The organism is Streptomyces sp. NPDC052773, from assembly GCF_044547145.1.
Taxonomy (GTDB): domain Bacteria; phylum Actinomycetota; class Actinomycetes; order Streptomycetales; family Streptomycetaceae; genus Streptomyces.
The window spans coordinates 199,045-211,529 of the sequence record NZ_JBITZX010000006.1 but is presented as its reverse complement, the minus strand read 5'-3'; the positions used below and the strand labels follow the sequence as shown (position 1 = coordinate 211,529).

General features: G+C 68.2%; 16 protein-coding genes. 3 read left to right on the top strand and 13 right to left on the bottom strand.

Annotation, left to right across the window (positions count from 1 at the left end; genetic code table 11):
• Window position 1: 1 nt before the first annotated feature.
• The 10 genes from rpsC to ACIG0D_RS16010 form a co-directional block, all read right to left on the bottom strand.
• A complete protein-coding gene (gene rpsC, locus ACIG0D_RS16055; RefSeq protein ID WP_399800720.1) occupies window positions 2-832 on the bottom strand; it encodes a 30S ribosomal protein S3 in 831 nt (276 codons plus the stop codon).
• Entirely contained in the window at window positions 832-1,179 is a 348-nt protein-coding gene (rplV, locus tag ACIG0D_RS16050; protein WP_043503326.1) for a 50S ribosomal protein L22, read from the bottom strand. The genes rpsC and rplV overlap by 1 nt, the downstream gene beginning before the upstream one ends.
• Before the next feature lie 43 nt (window positions 1,180-1,222).
• Entirely contained in the window at window positions 1,223-1,504 is a 282-nt protein-coding gene (gene rpsS, locus ACIG0D_RS16045) for a 30S ribosomal protein S19 (protein WP_030233885.1), read from the bottom strand.
• 12 nt (window positions 1,505-1,516) lie between these two features.
• The gene (gene rplB, locus ACIG0D_RS16040; protein ID WP_073940533.1) at window positions 1,517-2,353 is read right to left on the bottom strand and encodes a 50S ribosomal protein L2; all 837 of its coding nucleotides are present in this window, start codon (window positions 2,351-2,353) and stop codon (window positions 1,517-1,519) included.
• A gap of 40 nt (window positions 2,354-2,393) precedes the next feature.
• Window positions 2,394-2,813 (bottom strand): 50S ribosomal protein L23, encoded by a 420-nt coding sequence (rplW, locus tag ACIG0D_RS16035; protein ID WP_399800716.1) that lies wholly within the window; start codon window positions 2,811-2,813, stop codon window positions 2,394-2,396.
• Window positions 2,813-3,469 carry a 50S ribosomal protein L4 gene (rplD, locus tag ACIG0D_RS16030; protein ID WP_399800714.1) on the bottom strand — a complete coding sequence of 219 codons (657 nt, stop codon included), beginning with the start codon at window positions 3,467-3,469 and terminating at the stop codon, window positions 2,813-2,815. Before rplD ends, rplW begins: the two co-directional genes overlap by 1 nt.
• 8 nt (window positions 3,470-3,477) lie before the next feature.
• A complete protein-coding gene (gene rplC / locus ACIG0D_RS16025) occupies window positions 3,478-4,122 on the bottom strand; it encodes a 50S ribosomal protein L3 (protein WP_014674369.1) in 645 nt (214 codons plus the stop codon).
• A 17-nt stretch (window positions 4,123-4,139) separates the two neighbouring features.
• A complete protein-coding gene (gene rpsJ / locus ACIG0D_RS16020; RefSeq protein ID WP_003948644.1) occupies window positions 4,140-4,448 on the bottom strand; it encodes a 30S ribosomal protein S10 in 309 nt (102 codons plus the stop codon).
• Between the two features lie 627 nt (window positions 4,449-5,075).
• Window positions 5,076-5,333 (bottom strand): hypothetical protein, encoded by a 258-nt coding sequence (locus tag ACIG0D_RS16015; protein ID WP_399800711.1) that lies wholly within the window; start codon window positions 5,331-5,333, stop codon window positions 5,076-5,078.
• Between the two features lie 81 nt (window positions 5,334-5,414).
• The gene (locus ACIG0D_RS16010; protein ID WP_399800709.1) at window positions 5,415-6,524 is read right to left on the bottom strand and encodes a hypothetical protein; all 1,110 of its coding nucleotides are present in this window, start codon (window positions 6,522-6,524) and stop codon (window positions 5,415-5,417) included.
• Window positions 6,525-6,710: 186 nt separating this feature from the next.
• Here ACIG0D_RS16010 and ACIG0D_RS16005 point away from each other — a divergent pair, with 186 nt between their 5' ends.
• Together ACIG0D_RS16005 and ACIG0D_RS16000 are read left to right on the top strand one after the other, a co-directional pair.
• A complete protein-coding gene (locus tag ACIG0D_RS16005; RefSeq protein WP_399800706.1) occupies window positions 6,711-6,836 on the top strand; it encodes a hypothetical protein in 126 nt (41 codons plus the stop codon).
• A gap of 9 nt (window positions 6,837-6,845) precedes the next feature.
• Window positions 6,846-7,082, top strand: coding sequence for a hypothetical protein (locus ACIG0D_RS16000; RefSeq protein ID WP_399800704.1), 237 nt, complete (start codon window positions 6,846-6,848; stop codon window positions 7,080-7,082).
• A 39-nt stretch (window positions 7,083-7,121) separates the two neighbouring features.
• Here ACIG0D_RS16000 and ACIG0D_RS15995 read toward each other — a convergent pair whose 3' ends face one another.
• Window positions 7,122-8,300, bottom strand: coding sequence for an acyltransferase family protein (locus ACIG0D_RS15995; protein ID WP_399800702.1), 1,179 nt, complete (start codon window positions 8,298-8,300; stop codon window positions 7,122-7,124).
• A gap of 214 nt (window positions 8,301-8,514) precedes the next feature.
• Between ACIG0D_RS15995 and ACIG0D_RS15990 the strand changes: the two genes are divergently transcribed.
• Entirely contained in the window at window positions 8,515-8,904 is a 390-nt protein-coding gene (locus tag ACIG0D_RS15990; RefSeq protein WP_399800700.1) for a phage holin family protein, read from the top strand.
• 98 nt (window positions 8,905-9,002) lie between these two features.
• Here the strand turns inward: ACIG0D_RS15990 and tuf are convergent, their stop codons facing one another.
• Window positions 9,003-10,196 carry an elongation factor Tu gene (tuf, locus tag ACIG0D_RS15985; RefSeq protein WP_166001513.1) on the bottom strand — a complete coding sequence of 398 codons (1,194 nt, stop codon included), beginning with the start codon at window positions 10,194-10,196 and terminating at the stop codon, window positions 9,003-9,005.
• 155 nt (window positions 10,197-10,351) lie between these two features.
• On the bottom strand, window positions 10,352-12,478 hold the full coding sequence (fusA, locus tag ACIG0D_RS15980) for an elongation factor G (RefSeq protein WP_399800697.1): 2,127 nt from the start codon (window positions 12,476-12,478) through the stop codon (window positions 10,352-10,354).
• Window positions 12,479-12,485 lie beyond the last annotated feature (7 nt).

The window sequence follows — 12,485 nt, the reverse complement described above, 5'->3', positions numbered from 1 at the left end:
GTCAGGCCTCCGTTCCGGTGCTCTCAGCCGGAGCGGCGGCGGCGGGAGCCTCGGCCTTGGGGGCCTCGGCGCCGGCAGCCTGCTGCGGCTTGCGACCGCGCCCGCCACGCTCGCCACCGCGGCCACCACGGGCCGGGCGGTCGTTGCCACCACGGGCCGGGCGGTTGCCGGCGCGGGCAGCGGCGTTCTCGGCGCGGACCTCGGCGATGTTCTTGACGTCGCCCTTGTAGATCCAGACCTTCACACCGATGCGGCCGAAGGTCGTCTTGGCCTCGAAGAAGCCGTAGTCCACGTTCGCGCGGAGCGTGTGCAGGGGCACACGGCCCTCGCGGTAGAACTCCGAGCGGGACATCTCGGCGCCGCCGAGGCGGCCACCACACTGGATCTTGATGCCCTTGGCGCCGGCCTTCATGGCGGACTGCATGCTCTTGCGCATGGCCCGACGGAAGGAGACGCGGGAGGACAGCTGCTCGGCGACGGCCTGGGCCACCAGCTGAGCGTCCGTCTCCGGGTTCTTGACCTCGAGGATGTTCAGCTGGACCTGCTTGCCGGTCAGCTTCTCCAGGTCGCCGCGGATACGGTCGGCCTCGGCGCCGCGGCGACCGATGACGATGCCGGGACGCGCGGTGTGGATGTCGACGCGGACGCGGTCACGGGTGCGCTCGATCTCCACCTTGGAGATACCGGCGCGCTCCATACCGGACGTCATCATCCGACGGATGGCGACGTCTTCCTTGACGTAGTCCTTGTACAGCTTGTCGGCGTACCACCGGGACTTGAAGTCCGTGGTGACACCGAGCCGGAACCCATGCGGGTTTACCTTCTGGCCCATTACCGGGTTCCTTCCTTGCTGGCGACGACCACGGTGATGTGGCTGGTCCGCTTGCGGATCCGGTAGGCACGGCCCTGGGCGCGCGGACGGAACCGCTTCAGGGTCGGGCCCTCGTCGACGTAGGCCTCTGCGATGTAGAGGCTGTCGACGTCGGTGTGGTCGTAGTTGTGCGCGGCGTTGGCAATGGCGCTGTCGAGCACCTTGCCGACCGGCACGGAGGCAGCCTGCGGAGCGAATCGCAGGACCGCCTGAGCCTCCGTGGCGTCCATGCCACGGATAAGGTCCACCACGCGGCGGGCCTTCATGGGCGTGACGCGGATGTACCGCGCCTGGGCCCTGGCTTCCATGGTTGTCCCTTCAGTTACTTACGTGTCTGAATGCGATCCGCTACTAGCGGCGCTTCGACTTCCGGTCTTCCTTGACGTGGCCCCGGAAGGTGCGCGTCGGCGAGAACTCGCCGAGCTTGTGGCCGACCATCGACTCGGTGACGAACACCGGGATGTGGGTCTTGCCGTTGTGCACCGCGAGAGTGTGACCGAGCATGGCCGGCACGATCATCGAGCGACGGGACCAGGTCTTGATGACGTTCTTGGTACCGGCTTCGTTCTGGGCGTCCACCTTCTTCATCAGGTGGTCGTCGACGAAGGGCCCCTTCTTCAAGCTACGAGGCATCTCAACCCGTCCTTAGCGCTTCTTGTTCGTCTTGCGGCGGCGGACGATGTACTTGTTCGACGCCTTCTTGGGCGAACGAGTACGGCCTTCCTTCTTGCCCCACGGGGAGACCGGGTGGCGGCCACCGGAGGTACGACCCTCACCACCACCGTGCGGGTGGTCGACCGGGTTCATGACCACACCACGGACGGTCGGGCGAACGCCCAGCCAGCGCTTGCGGCCGGCCTTACCCCAGTTGATGTTCGACTGCTCGGCGTTGCCGACCTCGCCGACAGTGGCGCGGCAGCGCACGTCGACCAGGCGGATCTCTCCGGACGGCATGCGCAGGTGGGCGTAGGCGCCCTCCTTCGCGAGCAGCTGCACGGAGGCACCGGCGGAGCGGGCGAACTTGGCACCGCCACCGGGACGGAGCTCGATCGCGTGGATCGTGGTACCGACCGGGATGTTGCGGAGGGCCAGGTTGTTGCCCGGCTTGATGTCGGCCCCGGGACCGTTCTCGACGCGGTCACCCTGCTGCAGGTTGCGCGGGGCGAGGATGTAGCGCTTCTCGCCGTCGGCGTAGTGCAGCAGCGCGATGCGCGCGGTGCGGTTGGGGTCGTACTCGATGTGCGCGACCTTCGCCGGCACGCCGTCCTTGTCGTGACGACGGAAGTCGATCACGCGGTAGGCGCGCTTGTGGCCGCCACCCTGGTGGCGAACGGTCACACGACCGGAATTGTTACGGCCGCCCTTGCTGTGCAGGGGACGGACCAGCGACTTCTCCGGCGTGGACCGCGTGACCTCGACGAAGTCGGCGACGCTGGAGCCACGGCGGCCCGGCGTAGTCGGCTTGTACTTGCGGATTCCCATTTCTCAGTCCTCGTCCGATATCGGACGATCCGGACCGCCCTCAGGCGGTCGGACCGCCGAAGATGTCGATACGGTCGCCCTCGGCGAGGGTCACGATCGCGCGCTTGGTCGCCGCGCGCTGGCCGAAGCCGGTGCGGGTCCGCTTGCGCTTGCCCTGGCGGTTGATCGTGTTGACCCCGGTGACCTTGACCTGGAAGACCGCCTGCACGGCCTCCTTGATCTGGGTCTTGTTGGAGCCCGGCGCGACGATGAACGTGTACTTGTTCTCGTCGAGGAGCGCGTAGCTCTTCTCCGACACGACCGGCTTGATCAGGACGTCACGGGGGTCCGTGTACGCCTTGCTCGCCGGGGTGACGACGGTGTTCTTGCCCTCGGCGGCGTGGCGACGCGCCTTGGCGACGCGCGCGGCCTTGGCGGCCTTGGCGGCCTTGGAGGCAATGGCGGGGTGACGGATAGCCATCAGGCCTCGCTCCCTTCGGTGTCATTGGCCTTCGGGCCGGACACGAAGGACTCGAAGGCGGCCTTGGTGAAGACCACGTCGTCGGAGACGAGAACGTCGTACGTGTTCAGCTGGCCCGGCTCCAGGATGTGGACCTGGGGCAGGTTGCGGGCGGACAGCCACGCGGCCTCGTCGGCGCGGTCGACGACCAGGAGCAGGTTCTTGCGCTCGCTGATCTTGCCGAACAGGCTCTTGGCGGCCTTCGTGGAGGGGGTCTCGCCCTCGACCACGCCGGTGACGACGTGGATGCGGTTGTGACGCGCCCGGTCGGTGAGGGCGTGACGCAGAGCGGCAGCCTTCATCTTCTTCGGGGTGCGCTGCGAGTAGTCGCGCGGCACGGGACCGTGCACGACGCCACCACCGGCGAACTGCGGCGCGCGGGTCGAACCCTGACGGGCGCGACCGGTGCCCTTCTGGCGGTACGGCTTCTTGCCGCCACCACGGACCTCGCCACGGGTCTTGGTCTTGTGCGTGCCCTGGCGGGCAGCGGCCAGCTGTGCGACGACGACCTGGTGGATCAGCGGAACGCTGACCTTCTCAACGCCGAAGATCTCCGCGGGGAGCTCGACGGAACCGGCCTTGTCGCCCGCCGGCGAAAGGATGTCAACAGTGCTCATCGGTTACCTCAGGCCCCCTTGGCCGCGGTGCGGACCAGGACGAGGCCGCCGTTCGGACCGGGAACCGCGCCCTTGATGAGCAGCAGACCCTTCTCCGCGTCAACGGCGTGGACGGTCAGGTTCTGGGTGGTGACCCGCTCGTTGCCCATGCGACCCGCCATGCGGAGGCCCTTGAACACGCGGCCCGGGGTGGCGCAGCCACCGATGGAACCGGGCGAGCGGTGCTTGCGCTGGGTGCCGTGTCCGGCGCCGAGGCCACGGAAGTTGTGGCGCTTCATGACACCGGCGAAGCCCTTGCCCTTGCTCTTGCCGGTCACGTCGACCTTCACGCCGGCCTCGAACACCTCAGCGGTGATCTCCTGGCCGAGCGTGTACTCGGAGGCGTCCGCGGTGCGGATCTCGACGAGGTGGCGACGGGGGGTGACGTCGGCCTTGGCGAAGTGGCCCTTGAGGGGCTTGTTCACCTTGCGCGGGTCGATCTCGCCGAAGGCGATCTGGACGGACTCGTAGCCGTCGACGTCGTTCGTGCGGACCTGGGTGACGACGTTCGGCCCGGCCTTGACGACGGTGACCGGAACAACACGGTTGTTCTCGTCCCACACCTGCGTCATACCGAGCTTCTCGCCCAGGATGCCCTTGATCTGCTTAGCCATCGTTCAGATCACCGGCCTCAGAGCTTGATCTCGATGTCGACACCGGCCGGGAGGTCGAGTCGCATCAGAGAGTCAACGGTCTTGGGGGTCGGGTCGAGGATGTCGATCAGGCGCTTGTGCGTGCGCATCTCGAAGTGCTCGCGCGAGTCCTTGTACTTGTGCGGCGACTTGATGACGCAGTACACGTTCTTCTCAGTGGGCAGCGGCACCGGGCCCGCGACCGACGCACCAGTACGCGTCACCGTCTCGACGATCTTCTTCGCCGAAGAGTCGATGACCTCGTGGTCGTAGGCCTTGAGCCGGATGCGGATCTTCTGTCCCGCCATGGCTACTTCGTAGTCCTGTCTCTCTACAGCTCTGGAACCCGGAATCTTCTTCGGTTTCTCCGACCCACGCGGTCGGGCGTGTCGCGCTCCCGCTGACACAGATGTCCCTTGTTCGAACATCCCTGCGGGGAATGCACACGGCCCTACCGGAACCGCAAGCCGGAGGCGAGAAGCCCACCGGGTGCCTGGCCGGTGCCGCACCGACGCTTCCCGGAAGATTCCCGTACGTCCGCCCCAGTGCTGCCGTAGTGGCAGTTAGGACGACGAGTACTGTGGGACTCGCTTCCGGTCCTCCCGGCGGGAGGCGCGCAGCATCAACACTCGACCGAGCAACTCGGACAGTCTGCCACACAGGGCAGGGCCGACGCCAATCGAGCCGGAGAGAATACCCCGAGCGTGACGCAGGTCAAACACCTGCCACCCTTCACCGCCATGAACATGCTTACCCGACAGTGGTGCGGCACGGCGGTGGCGGGCATCGGCGCGAGCCTGTGGGCCTTCCGGCTCACTTACGACGACATGCGCGACCGCGCGGCGGCGCCCTCGGGTCGTACACCGACCGGTCCGTCACCGTGCGCGCGGGGTGCGCCGCCGTCACCTCGGACGGGGCGCCCGGCCTGCTGACCGTCACGGCCCGGGCGGGACTGCGACGACGTCTCCGACGAGGTCCTTTCCGGGCCGGCGTTCCTCGCGCACGGAGCGACCGAGCGGGCCGCCGCGCTGAGCTGCGGGACCCGCCTGCCGGAGCTGCCGCACCTCGCGCATGTCCGGTGCGTAGCCATGGCCCTTTTGCATGAGAGTGGCGAGCGACTGGTAGCCGACCGCCTTGTCGAGGCGGGCGCCCTGGACGTCGGTGGCGTGCCGTTCGACGCCCGCCTTGCGCATGTCCTCGCGCCAGTCCTCGTACCACTGCGCCCTCGGCGCTGAGTCCCGCCCAGGCGGGCCCCTCCGGGTGAGCCGCGTGGGTTAGCTGCGTGTCACCGTCCCGCAGTCCTGCCCCTCCACCACCTCGCCCAGCGGAGTGTCGCGGTCGTACGGGTCGTGGGTCTCGCCCGTGGGTGGGTGGGCGGTGGGGGCGGTGGTGGGGAAGGACGGGTGGAGGAAGCCGCCCTCGTTTTCGCAGGCCACGTTGAAGAATGCCGCGTCGTAGCGTTCCACCTGGAGTTTTCCGGGGGTGGCCGTCCAGCGGGCGGGGTCGGAGAGGAGCAGGGTCAGTTCGCGGCGGACGATGGTGCGGGAGACGCGGTCGGCGCCGGGCTCGGCCTTCACCACGGGGTAGACGAAGGTGTAGTCGGCGCGTACGCGGACCTGGCCGGGCTTGCCGGCCTCGTAGGTCATCGTGCCGCGCACCTTGACGACGTCCCCCACCGGACGTACCTCGTCCGGGTCGAAGCGTGTGAACAGGTTCACCGGGTCGTGCTCACGGTCCGGGGAGCGCAGGGAGCGGCGGGCGTCCGGGAGCATGTCCGGCTGCTCGGGGTCGAGCAGGGACAGGGCCTTCTCCGGGTGCCCGCCGCGCCGTACCTCCGGGTCGAGGTTGGCGGCGACCAGGAGCTCCTTGGTGCGGCGCAGGGCCAGCTCCACGTCCTTCTCGCTCATGTCGCCGACCGCCTTGGCCGCCGGGAGCTCGATCGCGTCCTCGCCCTCGGCCCAGGAGCGGGCGGGCGAGCCGCGGAAGGGGGCGTCGAGAGTGGGGCCGTCGCCGGCGAGAGGGGCCGCGGAGGCGGAGGGCGAGGCGTCGTCGCCGCCGGGCAGGTGGTCCAGGACCAGCGAGGGCCGGATCGCGACCACCGCGAGACCGACGGTGAGCAGGACGCCGATCGCCGCGCCCAGCCTGCGCCTGCGGCGGGTGCGGCCCTGCGTCTCCTCCCACGTGGGGCCCGTACGCCAGCCCGGCGGGGCCGCGTCGCCCTGCTCCCGCAGCCGGCGGGCCACCATGCGCGCCCGTGCGGACGGCTCCTTCGGCGCGGCGGCGGCACCTCCGCCCTCCGCCGCCTCGCGGAGGAAGGCCTCCAGCTCCTCGTCCGATATGGAGGGCTGCTCGCCGGGCTGTTCGGAGGACGGACGAGTACTCACGGCTTCACTCTCTGGTTCAGGGAAGGGATGAAAGGGGCGCAAGGGGCGGAAGGGAGGGCAGGACGGGAAAGGCTTGATCATTCCTAAGCCGTTCGTTCACGGCTGCACAAGCGGTTCCGCACAACTGAGGTCTTCTACTCATTCCGCCCGGGTAGCTCCGCCCTCCCCAGCCCCCACCCCGCCGCTTTGATCGACGGCACGGCCCCTCCGACGTCCCGCCTCCACCCGGCCCTGCCCCGCGCCGTCCTCCCCGCCCTCCTCGGGATCGCCTTCGTCCTCCTCATCGCCTTCGGCGCGTCCGCGTGCCAGTAGGTGCTGTCCGTGTCGGAGCACGGTGACTGGCAGTCGGCGCTGGACGCGGCGTCGGCGCTCGCGGTCGGCGCCCGGGCCCTGATCCGGGTGCGCCGCACGGACGGGCGCGGCCGGGAAGCCGTCGGTCGGCTGATGAACGCACTGCGGCTGGAGGACGGGGTGATGGTGGTCGACGGCTCGACGGACGAGCCGGTGTCGTTCGACACGACGGGCGTCCACCGGCTGCACGTGATCCGCTACCGGTGAGCGGCCGGGGGCGGGCGGCCGCGGACAGCCTGGGCCGGCTCAAGCCGGCCCCCGGACCCCGCCTACGGGCCCGGACCGCGCCCCCGCCCCCCGCAGCCGCCGGAACGACTCCTCCAACCCCCTCCGCAGCACCCTGGCCACCGGCCGTTCCACCACCCGGTGCACCAGCCAGCTCAGCAGCAGGAAGCCGGCGAGCACCGTCACCACCAGCAGCCGCGGGTCCATCGTGTCCCGCAGACGGGCGATGATCGCCGTGCCGGCGAGGTAGTGCGTGAGGTAGAGGGGATACGTCAGCGCGCCCGCCGTCGCCAGCCACCGCCACCGGACGCGGTCCGTGCGGCCGAGTGCGACGGCGACCATGAGCAGCAGGAAGGCGGAGTAGATCAGCACCGCGCCGCGCCAGCCGCTGACCTGCTCGTACGCCACCCGCTCCGCCAGCTCCAGCTGGCCCATCAGCCAGGACATGCCGAGGATGCCCCACAGCAGCAGGTCCTGGCCGAAGCGGTGCATCAGGTAGAGGGCGAGGCCGGCGATGAAGTACCAGGCGCCGCTGGGATCGGCGACCAGGATCAGAAGCGGGAACTCGGACACCGGCGCGATCATCGCCGCCGCGCCCCAGACGCAGCAGAACACCACGACCCGCCGATAGGTCAGGCCCATGGCGACGACGACGAGGAAGAGCAGGTAGAAGCGGAGTTCGGACCAGAGCGTCCAGTAGACGAGGTCGACGTTGGGCACGTCCGAACCCTGCTGAAGCATCGTCAGGTTCAGCAGCACCTCGCGCAGTGGCAGGCGTTCCCACACGCCCGGCAGCGTCGCGACGACCGCCGTGGTGAAGACGACCCCGAACCAGTACGCCGGGTAGAGGCGGATCACCCGGGAGACGAAGAAGTCCTTCGGGGTACGGCCCCAGCAGGACATGCAGATGACGAAGCCGCTGATGACGAAGAAGATCTCGACGCCGATCCAGCCGTAGGACGCCACCCGGAACCAGCTCGGCATGAGCTCCGAGACCGGCCGCTCCCAGATCGCGTTGCCCGGCTGGTCCACCCGGTGCGTACCGGCGTAGTGGTGCAGCGTCACCATCAGCGCGGCGACCAGGCGGATGCCGTCGACGACGTACAGCCGGGGGCGGGCCCGGCCGGCGGCCCCGATCTCCGGCTCCCGGACGATCACCCTCCGTGCAGCCGTCCGTTCCGCGTGTATCAACCCCTGCATCAAGAAGCCAGCCGTCCTCGTTCATGTCGTCGATCGACGGCTCACGCTACGACCGCACGATCCGCCCCACAGGGACAGACAAGAACAAACTCCCCGCGCAGGCACGGAACTTGCCGGACTTCTTCCCAACCCGCCGCAGAAGGTTCCCCCAGGTTTCATCGGGGCCGCCGTAACCCTCTTGTCGGCGCCCGCACCGCGCCCTCATGATCCGGCCATGTACAAGCGAAGACGTTTCCTCGGCACCTATCTCGCGGTCGCCGCGGCCACCGCGCTGCTCCCGGGCATCACCTCACGACTCGACGACGGCGCGGCGTGGGGGGTGATCCTGGCCGGCGCCGTCTTCGTCATCGTCAACCAGCTCATCTACACCTATCCGCACGCCATCCGCAGCGCTCCGCCGCTCGCGCTGCTCATCCTCACGGTCGTCGGCGTCGCGCAGGACACGCTGCTGTGGCTGCTGGTCTCCTGGATCGGCGGGCAACTGGACTACGGCCTCCACGTCGACGGGTTCCTCACCGCCCTCCTCGGCGGCCTGGTGGTCCGCGCGGTCGTCCTCGCCCTGATCTACGTCGGGCCGCAGCCCCAGCCGGAAGCGGCCTCCTAGCCCACTGGCCCCCGACATGGCAAAGGGGCCCGTACGACCGAAGTCGTACGGGCCCCTTCGAGCCACTCAGGTCAAGTGACCCTCAAGCAAGTCGGAACTTACTTCAGGATCTTGGTGACCTGGCCGGCGCCCACGGTCCGGCCACCCTCACGGATGGCGAACTTCAGGCCCTCCTCCATGGCGACGGGCTGGATGAGCTCGACGCGCATCTCGGTGTTGTCGCCCGGCATGACCATCTCGGTGCCCTCGGGGAGGTGCACGACGCCGGTCACGTCCGTGGTACGGAAGTAGAACTGCGGGCGGTAGTTGTTGAAGAACGGGGTGTGGCGGCCACCCTCGTCCTTCGACAGGATGTAGGCCTGGGCCTCGAACTCGGTGTGCGGGGTGACCGAGCCCGGCTTGATGATGACCTGGCCGCGCTCGACGTCCTCGCGCTTGATACCGCGGAGAAGCAGACCGACGTTCTCACCGGCCTGGCCCTCGTCGAGCAGCTTGCGGAACATCTCGATGCCGGTGACCGTGGTGGTGGTCTTCTCGGTCTTGATGCCGATGATGTCGACGGTCTCGTTGACCTTCAGGACACCACGCTCGATACGGCCGGTGACGACCGTACCGCGACCGGTGATGGTGAAGACGTCCTCGATCGGCATGAGGAACGGCTTGTCGACGTCGCGCTCCGGCTGCGGGATCGACTCGTCGACGGCCTTCATCAGGTTGAGGACGGAGTCCACCCACTCCTTCTCGCCCTCGAGGGCCTTGAGAGCGGAGACCTTGACGACCGGAACGTCGTCGCCGGGGAACTCGTACTCGGAGAGGAGCTCACGGACCTCGAGCTCGACGAGCTCCAGGATCTCCTCGTCGTCCACCATGTCGGCCTTGTTCAGGGCGACGACGATGTACGGAACGCCGACCTGGCGGGCCAGGAGCACGTGCTCCTTGGTCTGCGGCATCGGGCCGTCGGTGGCGGCGACCACGAGGATGGCGCCGTCCATCTGCGCCGCACCCGTGATCATGTTCTTGATGTAGTCCGCGTGACCCGGGCAGTCGACGTGGGCGTAGTGACGCGCCTCGGTCTGGTACTCGACGTGCGCGATGGAGATGGTGATACCGCGCTGACGCTCCTCGGGCGCCTTGTCGATGTTGTCGAACGGGGTGGCCTCGTTCAGGTCCGGGTACGCGTCGTGCAGCACCTTGGTAATGGCGGCCGTGAGGGTCGTCTTACCGTGGTCGATGTGACCGATGGTGCCGATGTTGACGTGCGGCTTAGTCCGCTCGAACTTCGCCTTCGCCACTGGGGTCCTCCTGGGAGTGGTTCTGGTACGCCTTACTTCATCGGCGCCAGGTGATCTTTGCTGGATGTCCCGGATCCCGGGGGCAAACATCCGTGATGCGGTTGTTTGCCCCACGAGGCTCCGGAGTCAAGCCTACGGCGTGGACGCGAGGTCCGTTACTCGCCCTTGGCCTTCGCGATGATCTCCTCGGCGACGTTCCGCGGAACCTCGGCGTAGGAGTCGAACTGCATGGAGTAGCTGGCGCGGCCGGACGTCTTGCTGCGCAGGTCGCCGACGTAGCCGAACATCTCCGAGAGGGGCACGAGGCCCTTCACGACGCGGGCACCGGCCCGCTCCTCCATGGCCTGGATCTGGCCACGGCGGGAGTTGATGTCGCCGATGACATCACCCATGTAGTCCTCGGGCGTGGTGACCTCGACGGCCATCATCGGCTCGAGCAGCACGGGGCTGGCCTTGCGCGCGGCCTCCTTGAAGGCCTGCGAACCGGCGATCTTGAAGGCGAGCTCGGAGGAGTCCACCTCGTGGTAGGCACCGTCGAGCAGCGTGACACGCACACCGGTCATCTCGTAACCGGCGAGGATGCCGAACTGCATGGCCTCCTGGCAGCCGGCGTCGACCGAAGGGATGTACTCCTTCGGGATACGACCACCAGTGACCTGGTTGACGAACTCGTAGGAGGCGTCGCCACCCTCGATCGGCTCGACCGAGATGATGACGCGGCCGAACTGGCCGGTACCACCGGTCTGCTTCTTGTGGGTGTACTCGACCTTCTCGACCGACTTGCGGATGGTCTCGCGGTACGCGACCTGCGGCTTGCCGACGTTGGCCTCGACCTTGAACTCACGGCGCATACGGTCGACCAGCACCTCGAGGTGCAGCTCACCCATACCACCGATGATGGTCTGGCCGGTCTCCTCGTCCGAGTGGACCTGGAAGGACGGGTCCTCCTCGGCCAGGCGCTGGATCGCGACGCCCAGCTTCTCCTGGTCGCCCTTCGACTTGGGCTCGATGGCGACCTGGATGACCGGCGCCGGGAAGTCCATGGACTCCAGGATGACCGGCGACTTGTCGTCGCACAGGGTCTCACCGGTGGTGGTCTGCTTCAGGCCCATGACGGCGACGATGTCGCCGGCGCCCACCGACTCGATCTCCTCACGCTTGTTGGCGTGCATGCGGTAGATCTTGCCGATGCGCTCCTTGCGGCCCTTGACGGAGTTCAGCACGGCGGTGCCGGACTCCAGGCGGCCGGAGTACACGCGGACGAAGGTGAGCTTGCCGAGGTGCGGGTCGCTCATGATCTTGAACGCCAGCGCCGACAGCGGCTCGTCGTCGGACGGCTTGCGCTTGATGACCGTCTCGGGGTCCTTGACGTCGTGGCCCTCGATGGCCTCGATGTCGACCGGCGACGGCAGGTAGCGCACGACGGCGTCGAGCAGGGGCTGAACGCCCTTGTTCTTGAACGCGGTGCCGCAGAAGACCGGGGTCACCGTGGTGCCCTGGCCCTTGCCGGAAGCGATCGTGATGCGGCGGATGGCCGCGTACAGCTGCTCCTCGGTGGGCTCCTGGCCCTCCAGGTACAGCTCCATGATCTCTTCGTCGTTCTCGGCGACGGCCTCGAGCAGCTTGCCGCGCCACTCCTCGGCGGCCTCGGTGTGCGTGGCCGGGATGTCGACGACGTCGTACATCTCGCCCTTGGTCGCCTCGGCGGACCACACGAGCGCCTTCATGCGGACCAGGTCCACGACGCCCTTGAAGTCGGCCTCCGCGCCGATCGGCAGCTGCATCACGATCGGCTGGGCACCCAGCCGGTCGCTGATCATGTCGACACAGCGGTGGAACTCGGCACCGGTGCGGTCGAGCTTGTTGACGAAGCAGATACGCGGAACGCCGTAGCGGTCCGCCTGACGCCACACCGTCTCGGACTGCGGCTCGACGCCGGCGACGCCGTCGAACACCGTCACGGCACCGTCGAGCACGCGCAGGGAACGCTCCACCTCGACGGTGAAGTCGACGTGGCCCGGCGTGTCGATGATGTTGATGGTGTGGTCGACGTCGTCCAGCGACCAGTGGCAGGTGGTGGCAGCAGAGGTGATCGTGATGCCACGCTCCTGCTCCTGCTCCATCCAGTCCATGGTGGCAGCGCCGTCGTGGACCTCACCGATCTTGTAGGACACACCGGTGTAGAACAGGATCCGCTCGGTGGTGGTCGTCTTGCCCGCGTCGATGTGGGCCATGATGCCGATGTTCCGCACCCTGGCCAGGTCAAGCGAAGTGGTAGCCATAAGGCTT